This is a genomic window from Vibrio sp. SCSIO 43132, assembly GCF_019904195.1.
In the GTDB taxonomy this organism is placed as follows: Bacteria; Pseudomonadota; Gammaproteobacteria; order Enterobacterales; family Vibrionaceae; genus Vibrio; species Vibrio nigripulchritudo.
Genome location: NZ_CP063199.1, coordinates 1,539,550 through 1,557,628, shown reverse-complemented (window position 1 = coordinate 1,557,628; position 18,079 = coordinate 1,539,550). Strand labels below are relative to the sequence as shown.

Annotated in this window: 17 protein-coding genes; 16 read left to right on the top strand and 1 reads right to left on the bottom strand. The window is 45.2% G+C overall.

The features are described 5' to 3' along the window. The first annotated feature begins 43 nt into the window (after positions 1-43). The gene (locus INR79_RS06995) at positions 44-268 is read left to right on the top strand and encodes a hypothetical protein (RefSeq protein ID WP_022550286.1); all 225 of its coding nucleotides are present in this window, start codon (positions 44-46) and stop codon (positions 266-268) included. Between the two features lie 75 nt (positions 269-343). Here INR79_RS06995 and INR79_RS06990 read toward each other — a convergent pair whose 3' ends face one another. After that, entirely contained in the window at positions 344-3,382 is a 3,039-nt protein-coding gene (locus tag INR79_RS06990; RefSeq protein ID WP_223096557.1) for an FAD-binding and (Fe-S)-binding domain-containing protein, read from the bottom strand. Positions 3,383-3,602: 220 nt separating this feature from the next. On the opposite strand from INR79_RS06990, the gene INR79_RS06985 reads away from it, so the two are divergent. The 15 genes from INR79_RS06985 to INR79_RS06915 all read left to right on the top strand — a co-directional run bounded on the left by INR79_RS06985 (position 3,603) and on the right by INR79_RS06915 (position 18,076). Next, positions 3,603-4,280: a DUF3334 family protein gene (locus INR79_RS06985; protein ID WP_022550284.1), complete on the top strand. Its 678-nt coding sequence runs from the start codon at positions 3,603-3,605 to the stop codon at positions 4,278-4,280. A gap of 128 nt (positions 4,281-4,408) precedes the next feature. Then, positions 4,409-5,092 (top strand): DUF2786 domain-containing protein, encoded by a 684-nt coding sequence (locus INR79_RS06980; RefSeq protein ID WP_004398359.1) that lies wholly within the window; start codon positions 4,409-4,411, stop codon positions 5,090-5,092. A 126-nt stretch (positions 5,093-5,218) separates the two neighbouring features. Then, a complete protein-coding gene (locus INR79_RS06975) occupies positions 5,219-5,884 on the top strand; it encodes an OmpA family protein (protein ID WP_223096556.1) in 666 nt (221 codons plus the stop codon). Positions 5,885-6,060: 176 nt separating this feature from the next. Then, positions 6,061-7,098: a J domain-containing protein gene (locus INR79_RS06970; protein WP_223096555.1), complete on the top strand. Its 1,038-nt coding sequence runs from the start codon at positions 6,061-6,063 to the stop codon at positions 7,096-7,098. A gap of 258 nt (positions 7,099-7,356) precedes the next feature. Further along, positions 7,357-7,539 (top strand): hypothetical protein, encoded by a 183-nt coding sequence (locus INR79_RS06965; RefSeq protein ID WP_004398356.1) that lies wholly within the window; start codon positions 7,357-7,359, stop codon positions 7,537-7,539. A gap of 226 nt (positions 7,540-7,765) precedes the next feature. Then, positions 7,766-8,191 (top strand): hypothetical protein, encoded by a 426-nt coding sequence (locus INR79_RS06960; protein WP_004398355.1) that lies wholly within the window; start codon positions 7,766-7,768, stop codon positions 8,189-8,191. A gap of 259 nt (positions 8,192-8,450) precedes the next feature. Then, positions 8,451-9,557 carry a phosphoribosylaminoimidazolesuccinocarboxamide synthase gene (locus INR79_RS06955; RefSeq protein ID WP_223096554.1) on the top strand — a complete coding sequence of 369 codons (1,107 nt, stop codon included), beginning with the start codon at positions 8,451-8,453 and terminating at the stop codon, positions 9,555-9,557. 1,223 nt (positions 9,558-10,780) lie between these two features. Continuing rightward, complete coding sequence (locus tag INR79_RS06950) at positions 10,781-11,155, top strand: acyl carrier protein (RefSeq protein ID WP_079655607.1); 375 nt, start codon at positions 10,781-10,783, stop codon at positions 11,153-11,155. A 1-nt stretch (position 11,156) separates the two neighbouring features. Next, the gene (locus INR79_RS06945) at positions 11,157-12,395 is read left to right on the top strand and encodes a beta-ketoacyl-[acyl-carrier-protein] synthase family protein (protein WP_223096553.1); all 1,239 of its coding nucleotides are present in this window, start codon (positions 11,157-11,159) and stop codon (positions 12,393-12,395) included. Positions 12,396-12,448: 53 nt separating this feature from the next. Further along, the gene (locus INR79_RS06940) at positions 12,449-13,684 is read left to right on the top strand and encodes a beta-ketoacyl synthase N-terminal-like domain-containing protein (protein WP_223096552.1); all 1,236 of its coding nucleotides are present in this window, start codon (positions 12,449-12,451) and stop codon (positions 13,682-13,684) included. Then, positions 13,681-14,973 carry a beta-ketoacyl-[acyl-carrier-protein] synthase family protein gene (locus INR79_RS06935; protein WP_223096551.1) on the top strand — a complete coding sequence of 431 codons (1,293 nt, stop codon included), beginning with the start codon at positions 13,681-13,683 and terminating at the stop codon, positions 14,971-14,973. The genes INR79_RS06940 and INR79_RS06935 overlap by 4 nt, the downstream gene beginning before the upstream one ends. Continuing rightward, the gene (locus INR79_RS06930; protein ID WP_223096550.1) at positions 14,970-15,848 is read left to right on the top strand and encodes a hypothetical protein; all 879 of its coding nucleotides are present in this window, start codon (positions 14,970-14,972) and stop codon (positions 15,846-15,848) included. The genes INR79_RS06935 and INR79_RS06930 overlap by 4 nt, the downstream gene beginning before the upstream one ends. Further along, positions 15,845-16,822: a polyketide synthase dehydratase domain-containing protein gene (locus INR79_RS06925; protein WP_223096548.1), complete on the top strand. Its 978-nt coding sequence runs from the start codon at positions 15,845-15,847 to the stop codon at positions 16,820-16,822. The genes INR79_RS06930 and INR79_RS06925 overlap by 4 nt, the downstream gene beginning before the upstream one ends. Continuing rightward, positions 16,819-17,625, top strand: a complete 807-nt coding sequence (locus INR79_RS06920; protein ID WP_223096547.1) for an alpha/beta fold hydrolase — start codon at positions 16,819-16,821, stop codon at positions 17,623-17,625. Before INR79_RS06925 ends, INR79_RS06920 begins: the two co-directional genes overlap by 4 nt. After that, the gene (locus tag INR79_RS06915; RefSeq protein WP_223096546.1) at positions 17,618-18,076 is read left to right on the top strand and encodes a hypothetical protein; all 459 of its coding nucleotides are present in this window, start codon (positions 17,618-17,620) and stop codon (positions 18,074-18,076) included. The genes INR79_RS06920 and INR79_RS06915 overlap by 8 nt, the downstream gene beginning before the upstream one ends. Positions 18,077-18,079 lie beyond the last annotated feature (3 nt).

The following is an 18,079-nucleotide window of genomic DNA, read 5'->3' as shown; positions in this document are numbered from 1 at the left end:
CACAAAAGACTTAATCAGTAAAAACGAAAAGGAAACCTGCTTCATGTCTAAATCCGCAATTCCAAGTACCTATCACGAATGGCGACATTGTATTACCGTTGATTGCGGCATCCCACTAACAACAGAATACGTTGAACAGCGTATCGACGCACTTCAGTCCGACAGGGATGAGCATACTAAGCAGTTTGTGAAGCTATATGGCGATCAGTACAGGCAGCAAGTGGTTAACTGGTTCAAAGAGGCACAAGCTGAATTAGCCAACGGATAATCAACCCATCTCCAAATCAAAAAAGCGAAGCTCAATGCTTCGCTTTTTACATAACCGAACCGGATGAGAGGTTGGTTAAACCAATGTGAGTAGTGCCTGGAGTGGATGTTTCAACCTTTCATTAGCAAAACGTTTCACCTGACTTCGACAGGAATACCCAGTTGCCAAACAGTGGGACTTGTCCAGATCATCCATTTGAGGCTCCCAACTCAAACCATAAATGTCGCGAGACATTTCCAGTTTATCGACTTCGTGCCCAAACGTACCTGCCATTCCACAGCACCCCACTGGGATGGTATTCAGAGTTGCTCCAAACTTAGTGAAAATCGCTCCCCACTCTTTTTCTGCATTTGGCATTTTGGTTTTTTCTGTACAGTGTGAGAACAGATACCAAGGCTGTTCGTAACGTTTGTCAGACAAGGTGATGTCGTCAAGTTGCGGCGTCAGCCACTCGTGAACGGTAAGCACCTCAAAATCACCACGTTTGTCCCCCAGTACTTCTTTGTATTCGTCGCGATAACAAAGCACCAGAGCTGGATCGACCCCGACCAGTGGAATACCGGTATCCGCTACCATCGCCAGAAAATCAGATGTGTTCTTTGCCGAAGCCGCAAATTGCGATAAGAATCCTTTGATATGTTGCGCTTTGCCGTTGGGTTTAAAAGGCAGCAGGACGGGCTTTTTACCTAAACGTTGTGCCAGAAGCACAAAGTCTTCTACCACTTCAGCATCGTAGTAACTGGTGAAAGGATCCTGAACAATCAGCACATAGTCTTGCTTCTCTGAATCCGATAAGGCGTTCAGTTTCTTCAGATCAAACTGAGTATCATGATGAGGTTTCAACCTCTGAATCAAAGTTGGTACGCTCATGAGCGGCGCATCAACGTACCCCACGGTTTTCGCCGTGAGCGACTGAACCCAATTCTGATTGAGCGCCAGGTTAACGGTTTTCGGAATCTTAGCCATAAAAGGCAAGAGGGTTTCAATGTTAGCAACCAGATAGTCTTTGGCTGGGCGCTGGTATCTTGAGTAATAAATGTTCAGGAAGCGCGAGCGGAAACTCGGCACATCGACTTTTATCGGGCACTGGCTGGCGCATGCTTTACAGGCTAAACATCCATTCATCGCTTCGTACACTTCATGGGAGAAGTCATACTCGTGACGTTTATTGATGGTGTTTCTGACACGATCAAGCAATGTCTTTATACTGGCGCTCCCTTTAAGGGTCTGCTTCTCCAGATCCAGAATATCGATACCGTGATCAGTGAGCTGTCTTAGCCATTCACGCACCATACCCGCTCGTCCTTTGGGAGAATGGCGGCGATCAGCGGTAACCTTCATAGAAGGACACATTGGTGAACTGGTGTCGTAGTTAAAGCAGAGACCGTTGCCATTGCATTCCATGGCTTGCTTAAAGCTGTCTCTTACCTGAACCGGAATTTGACGATCAAAGGTGCCGCGTTTAGCGTCCGTCACCTTAACCAGTTCAGCGTCACTCCCCAAAGGCGTACAGATCTTGCCTGGGTTCATTTTGTTTAATGGATCAAAAGCTGCCTTTACCCGGCGAAGTTCCATGAATAGAGACTCACCGAAAAACTCTGGTCCGTACTCTGAACGAAACCCTTTACCGTGTTCGCCCCACATTAAACCGCCGTACTTGGCCACCAGCTTCACAACTTCATCCGAGATGCGATGCATCAGGGCTTCCTGCTCAGGGTCACAGAGATCCAGCGCAGGACGTACGTGCAGGACACCAGCATCGACATGACCGAACATTCCGTAGTTCAGCTCTTTCTCGTCCAGAAGATCACGAAATTCCTGAATAAAGTCCGCCAGATTCTCGGGAGGCACACAGGTATCCTCGGCAAATGCCACAGGTTTTGCCTTCCCTTTGGCAGCACCAAGCAGACCAACTGCCTTTTTACGCATGGCGTAAATTCGCCCAATACTCGCGAGATCGGTACACACCTGGTAACCAATGATGCCACCGTCTTCATTTTCCAGCATCTGATCCAACTTGCTCGTAAGCTGAGCAACCTGATCCTCCACTTTTTCGGGGTCTTGCCCGGCAAACTCAACAATGTTAATGCCGAGCATTTCTTTACCCGGAACATCGGTCAGAAGATCGCTAACCGTATGCCAGACGATGTCTTCTTTCGCAAGGTTGAGGACTTTTGAGTCGATGGTTTCTACTGAAAGCGCATTCGCTTCCACCATAAATGGGGCGTTACGGAGCGCGGAGTCGAACGTGTTATATTTTACGTTCACCAGCGTTCGCGCTTTAGGGATTAAAGTAAGGTTGAGTTTTGCTTCGGTGATGAATGCCAGAGAACCTTCTGCACCACAAAGTACGCGAGTTAAATCGAAGGTATCATCCTCTTCATTCAGCGCATTTTTCAGATCGTAGCCAGTCAGAAATCGGTTAAGTGGCGGAAACTTTTCAACAATCTCGGGGCGTTTCTGACGGCAAACCTGCTCAGTAACGGTCAAAGCCTGCTGAGCGTACGTCCCTTCTTCTGGGCTTTCACCACTTTGGTCACTTTCAATTAATGAACCATCTGCAAAAACAGCTTGCAGAGACAACACATGATCCGACGTTTTTCCGTAAACCAGTGACCCCTGACCAGACGCATCAGTGTTAATCATGCCACCCAGTGTGGCACGGTTACTGGTTGAGAGCTCTGGAGAGAAGAAGAAGCCATAAGGACGAATAACGTCATTAAGCTTATCTTTTACAATACCCGTCTGTACCCTAACCCACCCTTCTTTTTCGTTAATTTCCAACACTTTGTTCATATGACGAGAAAGGTCAACCACGATGCCTTTTGTCAAAGATTGCCCGTTTGTGCCCGTTCCGGCACCACGTGGGGAAAAAGTAATGGTTGAGTAATCAGGCTGACTTCCGATTTGCCCGATTAACTGAACGTCTTGGGTAGTCTTGGGATGAACAACAGCCTGAGGTAGCTGCTGGTATACACTGTTGTCAGTGGCGACGGCTAAGCGGCTTGAGTACATGGACTCGATATCACCAGTAAAGCCTGCTTGTTGAAGTTCTTCGAGGTATTGTTTAACTAAAGGATCAACATCCGATTGGTGTTGTAGTCTTGGTAACATTATGCTTCCTGCTCCCTGATGGCTGTTCCGTTCAGCCGGGATAAAAATGGTTTAAACATTGCGATTTATTTTTTGATTTTCGTCACTTTACAACATTTCAGAGCTTGATAAAAACAGAAAGTACGCATGAAATTAAATCGTTTGCTTACATTTTTGAATTTTTCGTCCACACTTCAATACAAGCAAACATTTTCTCCTATCGTTGTTAAGCGAATTCCATATGAAAAAAAATAAGATAGTTACAACAGAAGATATCCTTTTAAAGCTGTGCCAATCGGTTTCTGGTGTGCTGCAGTCGGCAACGGATTCAAAGATTTCATACTCCGCAATGGTGCAAAAGATCAATAAAACTTGCTTAAAGCCAGACTTTGGCTGTTTCGTACTTTTCGATGGCGGGTTTTCGGGGCTAGTCGTTATTAACTTTACTGCGCAGTCTGCGCTAGAACTTTACCAAAACTACATGCGTAACATGGGAATGCCCGAAGATGAATTGGCTATTCTCCATACTTCAGATGAAGTGGGTGACGTACTGGGTGAACTGATGAACCAGTTGGTGGGTGACTTCACCAATAAGATCAGAAAAGAACTGCAAACCAATATCACACAAAACCAGCCGAAGATGTTGGCGATCAACAAGCAGGTCATGCTGTCTGTTGATACTAACCTTGACCGTCCTCAGGCAAGGCGTGTGACTTTCTCTACCGAGAAGAACAACATCTTTTATCTTGAGCTGGCAATGGATAAAACGGAGTTCATCCAGCTTGAAGAATTTGAAGCCGAAGATGACGCTAGCGTTGATGACATTTTCGAGCAGGCAAAGACAAGTGAAAAGAAAGTCGACGATATCCCACCTGCGGATGACGTGGCTGATGACCTATTGGACGAATTGGGCATCTAACTCTTTCTTTCATAAGAAAGCATTGAAAACGCCACGCTTGATAAGAGCGTGGCGTTTTTGCTTTATGCTTCCACTTGCGTTTCTAACACGTTAAAATGGTCGACTTTTCCAATTGAACAGCTGTGGACATGGATAAAAAGAAAGCCCTGAAAAAAATTGCCAAATGTTTAGAGCTAGGCAACTCTGCCAACGTAAACGAGGCCGCCAACGCCATCAAAATGGCGCATCGTTTGATGCTCAAATATGGACTTGATAAAGACGACATCGAATTTATCAAGATGGGGAAAACTCAGTCCAGCCACCTATTACCTTCGAGTGTCTCGTCTAACCTGCTGCGCATTATCCGCGGCATCAACACTAAGTTTGGTGTTGAAGCAGTGTTACTGAACCACAAAGGTCTTAAACGCCTTGAATTCATCGGCGAAGCAGACAGAGCCATCTTTGCTGCTTTTGCTTTTGACATCATCTATCGTGAAATGAACGAACAAACTGGACAATTCAGAAATAGCTTTGCTGGTTCTGGCACAAGCAGTGCTGAAGTCACGCGTCGAGTTTCTTCATTTTTATCAGGCTGGATTGAAGGTGCGTTAGAGAAACTACCAGAAATCACGCCAGACGATGAATCCAACAACAAGATCAACAATTACATCGACAAAGAATTTAAAAACATCGACCGCGAAACTTTTAAACAGCAGTTAAAAGAAGCAATGAAGAACATCACCGCAGATTATGAAGTGGGATTGAAAAAAGGCAGACGGGTTTCAGTGAACCGACCGATTGACGGAGGTCAGGCGCCCAAGCTCCTCAAGTAAAAAATATGCCAACTGATAAGCACCCTTATTAGGGTGCTTTTTTATTGTCATTGAATATTAATGGAACGACGTATTGTATAATTAAAATAATATAGTACGATACCTCTATATAACTTAGAGGTACTTATGAAATACATTTCTACTCTTCTTGCAACTGTGGTTATTCTTTCCGGTTGCCAAGCCACTCAGAGACAAAACGCGACCACAGGTCAAAATGAAACTAATTCTGCAACCAAAGGCGTGATTTTAGGTGCTTTAGCTGGCGCAGCCGCTGGGGCAATCACCGGAGACGACAGCAAAGACAGGCAGCGTCGCGCTTTATATGGCGCTCTTGGTGGTGCAGCTGTAGGTGGTGGGATCGGTTACTACTTCGACAAACAGGAAGAAGAACTAAGAACATCATTAGTTAACAGTGGCGTTCAAGTAGAACGTTTGGACGACAACCAGCTTCTACTGGTCATGGAAAACGGCATCGGGTTCCATTCTGGATCTTACGCTCTCGACCCTTCTATTCACCAAACGCTAAACAATGTTGCGAAAGTATTCAATCGTTACCCAGACACGAAATTAGTTGTTAATGGACACACGGACAGCTCTGGAAATGATTCTCGAAACCAGGTGCTGTCCGAGCAGCGTGCGACGCAAGTTCAGTCTTACCTGATTGGTCAGAACATCCAACCCGGTCGCGTTGACGCAAAAGGTTTCGGAGAGCGTTATCCTGTCTGCGATAATACGACGACTCAGGGACGAGCCTGTAACCGAAGAGTTGAAATACAAATCCTGCCACTTTAAGGAAAAGAGCAAACTGCAATTACGCGTTGAAATTTCAGCACATTCGACAGTACTCAGCTAAGCTTAAATTGTCGTTGTTACTTCCAACAACGGAGAAACTCAGGTCATTTGGGTATATTGAGTTTAATGTTAGAATCAGCCCCAAAGGGGCTGTTTTTATCTCTATCGAATTGTCTATGAAACGTTTTTTTATTCTTGCTGCCACTATTTACTCTATCGTGCTTACCAAAGCCTTCGCTGTTCCTATTGAAGAGCTCGAAGCGAAAGCTAACAATCAGGATCCGGTAGCCCAGTATTCTCTGGCTCAGGCATTCTTTCAGGGTAATGGTGTGCCCAAAGATCCACAGTCGGCAATTGTCTGGCTAAGAAACTCCGCTGAAAACGGGTATCCTCTTGCGCAGCTAAAACTGGCTAATGCGTATGATTCGGGCTTAGCGATAGAAGAAAACCGCGCGCTTGCTATCTACTGGTATACAAAATCTGCGGTTCAGGGCTTAGCAAGGGCACAGCTTAAACTTGGCGCCATCTATGAAAGAAGTTTTCGCGAAACGAAAAGCGTCGCAGCTCTGGATTCTGCCGAGATCTGGTATCGCGTTGCCATGGAAAACAACAGCCATCAGGCTGAGGCAGCCTATAACAGAGTATTAGAGTCCAAATTCAATTACCGCAAGGCTGCACAATTGGGGCAATTTGAGGAGTTGGACAAGGCTCATGAAGACTCACTCACGACACTAGATAACCCCATCCCCCCACCGCAGCCGGTAGTTAAAGACTTTCAATGGTATCTGAAGACTTATCAGCAAGAGCTGATCTATGGCGGTGCCGGCATTGTGGGTGTTCTACTTCTTCTCATTCTATTTGTATTGATGCGGAAAGGTCGACAGAAAAACAAAAATGCGGAACTAGAAAGCAAGGTTTCAGAACAGAATCAGCAGTCGAAGAAATTAAGACGAGAGCTCGAAAGAGCTCATAAACAGATCTTAAAGCAGAATGGACTGATTGAAGAAATGAAGTCTGCATCCCAAGATCAGAAGTTCCACATCGCTTGTGCAGTCTTTGGTTTTAACCCCAAACGTTTGCCTAAAAAAGATGTGATCAAGAACCGTTACAAAAAGCTTTGTCGCGTATATCATCCTGACGCCAATGGCAGCGATGAAGAGATGAGAAGGCTAAATACTGCGCTAAAGCTCATTTTGCAACAAAATGTTAATTAAATGTAACTATTGCTTAACATTTTCTGCGTCGGCATGTCATAATTCATTGCTTATATGTACCCGGAGTCTTTGCTCACAGAACACACCGCTCCACCATAGCGCGTGACTTTGATTGGTTTAGGTAGCTGACTGACTCATATTGAAAGCGTAGGAATGGCAAAAGCCCGTTCCGCCTGTTAATTGAGACACACCACCTTTTCGACAAGCTCACCATGCATAGCACGAGTAAAGACCAAGCTGTTTAAAAAGGGGGAAATAGTGTTCGATATTGAAGGCATATGTGATTGGTGTAAAAGACCAAGTCTTCTTACTCGCCATGACTACATTGATGGCAAGTTTCATCACTCTTGTGAAAAGTGCAATGATCTCGCGAGACTGGATGTACGCCAGTTTAACATTGCCGAGCAGCAGCTCATTGATAAACGCGAAGAACAACGTTGATTCAAAATCACGTAAAGAAGGCGCCTGTATAGGCGCTTTTTTAATGCCTACACAGTAAATAGGACGAAAAATACTGTATAAGAAACCAGTATTTTTTAACTAATAATTTCAATCAGTTAAACAAACTAGCCTATTATTTAATCAAAAAAGCAAAAAATTTTGCTTGCTAAACGAGCAAAATATAGTTACTGTTAATTCATACAGTATGTATAAGGAAACAGTAATCATGTATAACTTTCAGCGCACTAACCAAGTTCAAAACACATCGTCTGACCGTTTCGCTATCGCTGAATATCAGCGTAATACCGCTAGCAATGATTCGGATTGCTGCGTTGAAATCGCAAAGTTATCTCAAGGTTCTAAATGGGTACTGTTAACAAGCCAATGTCGTAAACCTAAGTCTTCCATGCTTAAGCAGCATAAGGTCAACGCAGAGCACCTGCTTCAAATGATGCCTTCAAGAGTCATGTCTGAAAAAGAAGTCGTGCTAAAAGCTATGTTGTCTGGTAACGCAAGTGCAGTTATCGCCAGTAAGAGCATTTCGGCAATTGACCAAAAACACCTTCTTAGCCGTGCTGCTCAACTAAACTGCGCTCTATTCTTTACCAACGACGCATCTGAACTGTTTTCTCACAAAGAATCCATTCACTAAATACTAACTCTTACTGCTGCTTCCACTGCCGAGCCCTTCAGCTTTAACCTGAAGGGCTTTGCTTTGATGCCAACCCTCGATTACAACCTTCACATCTGTACTGAAAATAAACGAGTAATACGCTCGAAAGGCAATCGTTTGCTTTTTATCTGGAAGAGAAAAAAAGTTCTGGTATCATGCGCATCATTCGCACACAGCAAGTTTTTACTCTTTACTTGCGTGCCCTCTTTGACGTTTGAACATAGATAGGAATGTCGTAATGAGCTTAGCTGATCAAGTACTCGCAGTTAATGATGATCTCCCAATCCGCACTAATAAACCCGTCCACAGTGGCAAAGTCCGTTCGGTGTACTGGTTAACTGAAGAAGACAGCAAAAGACTGATTAAAGAAAAAGGGTACGATGTCGCCCCTGATGCCCCACTTGCTATCATGGTCATCAGCGATCGAATCTCGGCGTTCGACTGTATCTGGCATGCAGAAGGTGGATTGAAAGGCGTTCCTGGTAAAGGTGCTGCGCTGAACGCTATCTCCAATCACTGGTTTAAACTCTTCAAAGAGAATGGACTGGCTGACAGTCACATTCTTGACATCCCTCACCCATTTGTCTGGATCGTGCAAAAAGCCAAACCCGTTATGATTGAAGCCATTTGCCGCAAATACATTACTGGTTCTATGTGGCGTGCCTACGCAAACGGCGAACGCGAATTTTGTGGTATCGAACTTCCGGAAGGTCTGGAAAAAGATAAGGTGCTTCCAGAATTACTGATGACACCGTCTACTAAAGGCATATTGAGAGGCATACCTGGTGTGCCTGAAGCGGATGACGTCAACATTACTCGCGCAAACATTGAAGACAACTTCGCAGCATTTAACTTCTCTAAAGCCGAAGACATCCCTCACTACGAGAACCTGTTAAAAGAAGGATTTGAAGTCATCAGCAAAGCACTTGCAGATGTTGACCAGATTTTCGTAGACACAAAGTTTGAATTTGGCTACGTCACAGACGCGTCAGGAAAAGAAAAACTCATCTATATGGATGAAGTGGGTACACCCGACTCTTCACGAATCTGGGACGAAGCGGAATACAACAAAGGCAACATTGTTGAAAACTCCAAAGAAGGGTTCCGTCAGTTTCTGCTGAATCACTTCCCAGACCCAGACATCCTGCTTAACAAAGAGCGTATGGACGAACGTTTTGCGCTTGCACAAGACAACGAACTGCCTGGGCAAGCCTTAATCGATATCTCTAATACTTACATCGGTATTGCTGAAAAGATCACTGGGAAAGAGATAACGCTCAGTGCTAATCCGAAGCAAGAAATCATTGATGTACTGCGCAAGGAATACGACCTCATTGCAGATTAGTGATTCAAAGTAATCAAATAGAAACCAGCCCTGATTCGGCTGGTTTTTTTATGTCTGCGTACTTCTCGCACTTCCGGTAGAAGATTTAAGTCTCAGAAAAGTGTGACAATGATCCTCCATTTGAAACCTAACATACTGTAAACGGAACTAACATCTCTTTGTAATATCGACTTATTGCATATTTGCATATAACTTACGAATCAACAGCACAGCATTGATTTGTATTTGTAGATGAAGTCTTTCAACAAGAAGTTTCAGCAATGTCCTATCTCCGAATTAACACAACTCTGTTTCCAAGTGACCTCTATACACTTGGCTCAAAGCAAGACATCCGGCTCTATATTGAGGCGTCGAGCTAAAGGTCAATTGAGGCAAAATCCAGATTCGACCTCGAATCGTAAAAGCAGCTTAGACTGGCTCACGGGTGCATTCATCCTTCAGTTTACCTGACGCGTTGACAGATGGTTCACGGTGTACTCTCTCAAGTAATACGAAAGGTCTTTACCCAAGTCCTACGGTATTGATAGAACACCACAAAGCTCTGTAAAAAGCCGCGTATACGCCTTTAGGCACTCTGTGTCTGGTCAACCTATTTCGTTCTATGAGTTGGTAAATCTCAATGGTTATCTATCCAATTGTCTGGGTGTTGCTCATCCAAAAATCGCCATTAAACATAGAGTTACCTCTTTATTTCATTAAGAAAAAAGTAATAATCAAATTGAGAACTTTATTACTTAAATATGAATGAAACATTAGGTCAATATAAAAACAAACACTTATAACACTTTATTATCAATTGGTTATCAGTGTTTTATAAATAAGAATAAATATTATTTTGTCGATTATTTAACAAACTTTTAAAAGTTTGTGTTCAATCGAATTTGAATCATACCTTCAATTCAATAACGCAGAGTTAGTAGATCATATCGATTTATTAATCATTTCTAATTAAAGCAATTGCTAATTAATTCTTTAGTCAATTTTAATAAATGCAAAATAACAACTAAATCAATAGAAGCCTTTAATATGAGGAGAACTATTAATGACATAATTAACATTTAAATATATCAAAAAAATGCGACGCACTACTAATTCTTCTAGTCAAAACCAAGAGGAAGGACCTGCTTCGTCTAAAGAAAAGTACTGTAACTTTTTGTTTTACAAGTATTTTTTATTTGTGATAGGGTTTTAAAAGTCGTCAAAAGCAAACTAAAAAGGAAACTATGATGTTATTAAATGAAGTAAGTGAAATCCTTGTCGAAGTATTAGGTGTGGAGCCAGAAGAAGTCACAGAAAACGCAAACCTGGTTGATGACTTAGCTGCTGAATCAATTGACTTTGTCGATATCATTTATTCAATAGAACAGAAATATCAACTTAAAATATCAGCAGGAGATATTTTTCCAGCATTTTTGCAAGAAGAAAACTTTTTAAACCAAGACGGTAAGGTTTCTGAAGATTCAATTGAAAGACTTAAAAAGGAATATCCACATTATTCCGATGAAGTTATTCAGGAATTTATAGAGAAACAAACCGCTGATGTATTTTTCAATGTGAGCTCTCTGGTTAATTTCGTATCACACAAACAGGCTGCGTAACATGATTCCTTCAGATGTCGTCATTACTGGAATGGGCTTATTCACATCGCTTGGTACTTGCGTACCGGATGTATGGAATCAAGTTCTACTCAACCGTTCTGGAATTAAAGATATTCCTCGTAGCTCTTGGTTATCTGGTTATGGTGTTCATCTTTTGGCATCGGCTCCGTCTTCATCGGACTTTTCGTCTTTTACCACGAAATGGAATGTCAGTAGAAAGACCGTCCGAAACATGGGCAGAGCCAGCAACATGTTTTGCTATTCAACCTTAAGCGCCCTTGAACACGCGGGTTTTCATTCCCCCTCATCATTACCGGAACATCGATCCGGCATAATTGTGGGGACTGGCACATCACTGTGTGATGAATACCATTCAACGGCGCTTTCGGAACGAAATCCTACCTGGTTTCTTGATACCTATCCCAACATCGTTTTAGGTCAAGCTTCACTGGTTACCGGAATCACAGGCTTTGGCAGCACCATTGTGAACGCCTGCACAAGCGCAAGTTTGGCTATTGGCCAGGCTTATCGAATGATTCAGTCAGGTGAAGCCGATGTCATGGTCGCAGGAGGCAGTGACAGTCGTCTGTCTCCATCTTTTCTCTCTGGTTTTAGTCAGCTCAGTATGCACACCAACAGCGATGATGCTGAAAGAGCCATGCGCCCCTTCGACAAACTGCGTAGTGGCTTTGTGCTCGGGGAAGGTGCCGGCGCAATGGTACTGGAAAGAAAAGATCACGCAATTCAACGCGGGGCCAAGATATTGGCTCGGGTCGCAGGATTTGCCTCCTCTATGGATGCATTTCGAATGACTGACCCCTGCCCTGTTGGCAAGCTGAAAGCCATGAGACGTGCTTTGTCGGATGCCCAGTTGCAACCGTCACAGATTGATTACGTCAATGCACATGGTACATCAACTCTTGCCAATGACCGGGAGGAAGCTAAAGCAACCGGAGATGTTTTCGGAACATCCCGACCTTTAGTTAACAGCAGCAAATACATGATTGGGCATACCCTGGCTGCAAGCGGCGCAATTGAATCCATTCTTTGTATTCAAAGTCTGCTTACCCAAACTGTCCATGGAAACCCCAATCTGGATCAGCCTGATCCAGCCTGCACCCTCAACTTTGTGGGCAAGGAAGCCGAGAAACACGCGCTTCGCTACTGCATGAATAACTCAAGTGGTATCGGGGGCACGAATACATCACTGATATTTGAACGTGAGCTCGTCGAGCCATAACTCACGGACTCACGCCATCTAAGCACTACCAACGGTTTAATAAGGAAATTTCAATGCCTAAACCTAACGCGGTTATTACCGGATTAGGCGGACTCACTTCGCTCGGAATAACCTCAGAACAACATTTAGCTGGTCATCAGCAAGGGGAATCGGGAATTCGTTTCAACGACGATTTCCCCTACCCGCTGGGAGCAGTGCCTGACTTTAATCCACGTGAATTCATCAAAGACAAAAAGTCAATTCGCATGATGACTTTGCAGGTAAAACTTGGGGTATCCAGCGCCTCCCTTGCATTTGAAAACGCAGGGTTAGAGCAGGACTATTTCCAAAAATATCAGGAAACATGCGGAGTAATATACGGCTCTTTTCTGTGTCAGGGCTTCTATAACAGCACCAAACCTTACATGTCATGCCTTAAAGAGGATTTAACCGTCGACTACGACAGCCTTGGCAATGAACATTATCGTCAGTTTCCTCCATTGTGGATATTGCCACGCCTGCCAAACACGGCAGGTGGTCAGGTTTCTATTCAGTATGGATTACGCGGAATGAGTTACAGCGTAGTGAACGGTCCTGCCGGTGGCATGATAGCGGCAGGTGAAGCTATGGAAGCCATTGAAGATAAACGCGCAGACATGATCCTCGCCGGAGCAACAGAATCGGAAGCGATGCTCGACCATGCATTTCGTCTGGAGCAACGTTTGCCTGTCGCTAAATCCCTTGAAGACACTGGTTTGGTGACTGGTGAAGGTGGAATAAGTTACGTCATTGAAAACAGCGACATCGCGCTTCAAGACAATCGCGCCATCTACGCCCATGTCCTCAGCTATCAAAACAATTACCTGCCTAACTTGTTTTCAGATTCGGCGGAGTTATCCATCTCTTCCATTGAAGCCAACATGCGTAAAGCCATCAAAAAAGCTGGATTGACTCCCGAAGACATCGATGCCGTTCAGCTGACACTAGCAGGCATTCCAGATCTGGATGAATGGGAAGCAACCGCAGCGCAGCGTGTATTTGGTAACCGCGCCGCCGTTGTGTCTTCCACTGATTACACCGGGTTTTCTTTTGGCGCAGCCGGAGCAAGCTCCCTTTTCTATGCCTGTTTGCAACTCAAGCACCAGTATCTTGCCCCTGTGTTAAATCTCAGTCGAAAACCTCTTCAAGGTGCTTTGAACTACGTTAAAGAGCCCAAGCTGAACACACCAATCCAACGTGTTCTTTGCCATCACATTGATTACCTGGGTAATCAAGTCAGTTTGCTTCTCGCTAAGGAGTCAAAAGAATGAATCGAGTTGTAGTGACAGGAATGGGTGCCGTTAGCGCTTTTGGTGCGGGAAGTGAGCGCCTTTGGCAATCCTTGCTGGCGGGGAAAAATGGCATTTCGCACATCGAACACTTTCCCATTCGCGGCGAGATTGTGTCGATTGCGGCATCAATGCCTGATTTGTCAGAAGACATTAAAGCGCACCCCAAATTGGCATCGATGACAACAGAAGATCCTTCCATTAAGAAATTCTTCCTGGCGGTAGACGAAGCCGTAACGCAATCGGGGATTGACTTTGGCAACGCTGAATACAAAGACACGGCATGCATGATTGCCGATCGCCCTTACAGCCCCACACTTCACGTTGACACATACATTAAAGATTACGCGAAAGCCTGCCCAAATGGTGAGCACGATTCGGCTAGCTGGCTGGCTCAGCTGCGTAAAAGTCCAGCCATGGCAAATCGCCCGTTTCTCGATGACGTGGACAGCATCAATCACTTTGTGGCTCGCTTTTATGGTCTGACAGGTCCAAGCCTAAGTATCGGAACGGCTTGCGCATCCGGTAATAATGCCATTGGCGAAGCCTTCGAGAAAATCCGTCGGGGCCGCTTGAATTCCGCCATCGTTGGCGGTGCATACGACTTCGACATTAACGGCATGATTGGGTTTACTCGTATCGGTGCTCTTACCACAAATCCAGATCCTGAAACTGCCTGTCGCCCGTTTAATGCACAGCGAAGCGGGTTTGTGATGGGGAGTGGCTGCGGTGTACTTGTTCTGGAAAGTCTGGAGTCTGCAACCAAACGAGGAGCAACCATACTGGCGGAAGTAACGGGTTACGGTTCATTCACCGACGGATACCGCGCCACAGACCCTGATCCAGAAGGCAGAGCGGCATTCCGAACACTTGCAGGCGCGCTGGAAACGTCAGGTCTTAAACCAGAGCAAATCAGCTATATCAATGCCCACGGTACATCCACCAAGATGAACGACAAAACCGAAACTAACGCAATCAGAAAGGTTTTCGGTGAATACGCAAATCAGGTTCCGGTGTCTTCAACCAAATCAATGATTGGTCACGGCATTATGGCGGCGGGTTCACTTGAAGCTGTGGCCTGTATCAACGCGATTCGTGATAACAAAATTCATGGTACGCGAAACTACCGGACAGCCGACCCAGAGCTGGATCTGGACTACGTAGGTGAAGGCGCGCGCGAGCTGCCAATTGAGCATGTCATGTCAAATAACTTTGGATTTGGTGGGCAGAATGCCACGGTCATCTTCTCTCGTTTCGGGGGTGAAAAATGAGCGTAGGTCTTTTAGACAATAGCATTGTTTCCAAAGAGTTTAGTGAGACAGAGGTCAGCTTCGTTCTCAACCTAAACCTGATAGAACACCGCTATCTTTACTCTCACACTATCGATGGCAACGTGGTGATTCCAACAGTCTTTCTTTTGGAGTACGCCGTCGTTCTGCTGCAAAAAAGCCCTTTGGTTGACCAGCTTGAGCTTGATAGCTTCGCCATTAAAAACATCGATTCGAAGCGCTTTATTCAGATCCAACCTGATATGGACAACCGCTTGTATTTGACATTTTCAAGAATGGGAGACGCTTTCGATATCGTCATAGGGTGCGACAAGCTGTCTAAAAATGGAAAGGTCATCCGCACCAATGTCGCGGCCTTCTCCGCAACACTGGATTTTGAACGTACTGAAGGCACCGAAATCGTGCCTGTTGATGAACTGGAACCATTGCCACTTCCTACCGTCAATAGGTTTCGCAATAAAAGCTTAGCCGTCATGGGGCAGCTGTTTATCACCCCTAACGATGACTATCGCTGGGCGGAAGAGAAAAAGTGCCTGATCAGTTTCTCAGACATGCTTGATACCACCCGATATTACCTTGGTAGCTCGCCAGACGTGAAGCTAACCACACACGTTAACGCGACGATTTCCGGCATCCAGTATCTGGTGTTTTACGCTTTCCTCAGAGATCGCCCAGCCTGGCCATCCGATGTGGAAGAAATCTGCTTTCATGGTCCGCTTACTGGTCGCATTGTGGTCACGCAAATCATGCAAGGGAAAGACGAAAGTCACGTCAATCTCACCCTTCGAAATCAGGAAGACAACAGCCTGATTGCCGAATTCAAAAACTATCAACTACAGGAGCAAAGAGGTCGATGAGTCATTCGTCTCCTTTCTTTATTCATTGGGCAGATTCCATCGAGAAAAGCGAAAACACTTCGCTGCTCAGCCTGACTATAGATCCAAACAAAATGGTGGCACTAAAACATCACGTATTTGGTGGTGTCTGCCTGTTCCCATTCGCCTACACGACCGAGCTAATGCTGCAAGCTGCGGTGCATTGCTCTGGGCTGGATAACCCTTATCCGCTGTTCTTCAAAGAAGTGGAACAACTGCGCGGTATCGCTGTTCCATTCGGAAAAACCCAGAGTGTAAAAGTTGAATGCACCCGAACAGATAACGGCGAGTTTGAAGTTCGGCTCATGATGGATTTGACTAACAAAAACGGTAAAGTCATCCGAAAAGACTGCACGGTCGCGACCGCGGTCATTGAGCTTAACAAGGCGGTCTTGCCGGAATCGGATTTTACTGCACAGCCTAAAACGCTTAATCCTATCGAGTTACCGCAATCTCTGTATTACCAAAAGATTCACCCTACCCATGGTCCGCTGTTTCAAACCATCACAGGTCACATCTATCTGGATACAGAATTGGAAGGGATCGCCGGCAAATTCAACCTGAAACTGTTAGATAACTGGCAGTCAATTGATCAGGGGCTGGGCTTCTGGTTATCTCCACTGGCGTTTGATTCCGTCTTGCAACTTTCCGTTCTGAATTGCATTCAGATTGAAAGCACAACCAAACCCGACTTTCACGCCAAGCTACCCGTTAAGCTGGAAAATGCCTACTTCCCCGCTCCGTTTAACCCAGAAACAGAATACACAGCACGCGGCTATGTGAATGACATAGACGACAAAGATCAGCGTTCTCGATTCGTTGTTTCAGACGGCAGTGGTGAGCCTTCGGCTCTGATTTCACAAGTCACACTGCGAAGAGCACCGCACAAGCACTTTGAAGCATGTGACTTACTAAGGGATTTTGCAAAATATCGTAAGGAAGAGGTGGTTCTGTGAAGTACACCACGCCCCAGTTTGAGCTGAATTACACCGAGAAAGGCAATCAGAATGCAGACCGCGCCCTGGTCTTCCTTAATGGTGTTTTTCATGGTGAGCCGTCTTGGATTAAGCAGAGCCGTTATCCGTTTTTCAAAAAGCAGCACCGTCAGCTGTTCATTGATTACCCGGGTTGTGGAGAGTCAAAGACCTTCCAGCCTTTTACTTATGACGATCTTTGCCATGCCATCGCCAATCTTATCTCTGAGCTGAAGCTGCCAAACGTAACGATAGTCGGGTATTCCTTTGGCGGTATTTTAGCCTTGGAGTTGGCAAAGCGATTCCCTGCTCGTATTCAGCAACTCGTTTTGGTCAATTCCGGGCTGGATATCTCAGCCAGAGGTAAAAAGATGATGGCAAGTGTCCAGCATATGATGGAAACAGATGTAGCGCTGTCGACGATATTCTTGTCTATCTACCCTTGGTTTTTCAGCGATCAATATGTTCAGCAACTCAGTGAGTTTCAGCCTGTTGTGGTACAACGATACGTCGAATACAACCACTCGAAGGAAGCGGTATTAGGGTTTCTGGACACAATAAGTCGCCGAACCTTATCTGACGCCGATAGTCTCAAGGCGCCAGCACTGCTGGTCGGAACGGAAGGCGACATCATCTGCCCGCCCGATCAGCAAAAAGCATTAGTGGATTCGCATCCCGGTTTTCAGTGGGAGTGTCTGCCAATCCACACGCACGCTGCAAACATCGAATCTCACTCCGCAGTGAATCAAATCATTCAAGGCTTTCTGGAGTCCCACTATGACTAATTCATTTGATTTTTATCTCAAACATCCAGACGGGCAGCTTCAAAGCTTTGCTGCTTCAGAAGAAAGCACTCTGGACGAAGAGGCAATCAATACCATTGCACAATCAAAAGATCCCATTGTTCTGGCATTTACCGGAAACGCGACACCAGCCACCTTGGACAGTCTGTTTGCGTTGATGCAGCAACTCTATCGCCCATTAATGCGAAAACGCGGTTGCCAGTTTTGGGTCTACTGGAACAAAGGAACGGATCCCGTTATTCAAACTGGTGCTCAAACACTGTGTCAGATAGCTGCAATGGAGCTGGCAGGAAAAAAAGCACGCATCAACTTTCTTTACGGAGATACGCCTTTCACCGCTGAAAGTTACCCATCGCTGTCTCGGATGCAGGGGATTGAATACCTTACCGCTCAATCTGTCGAGTGGTCACCGCAACCTTTGCAAATGGCATAAGGA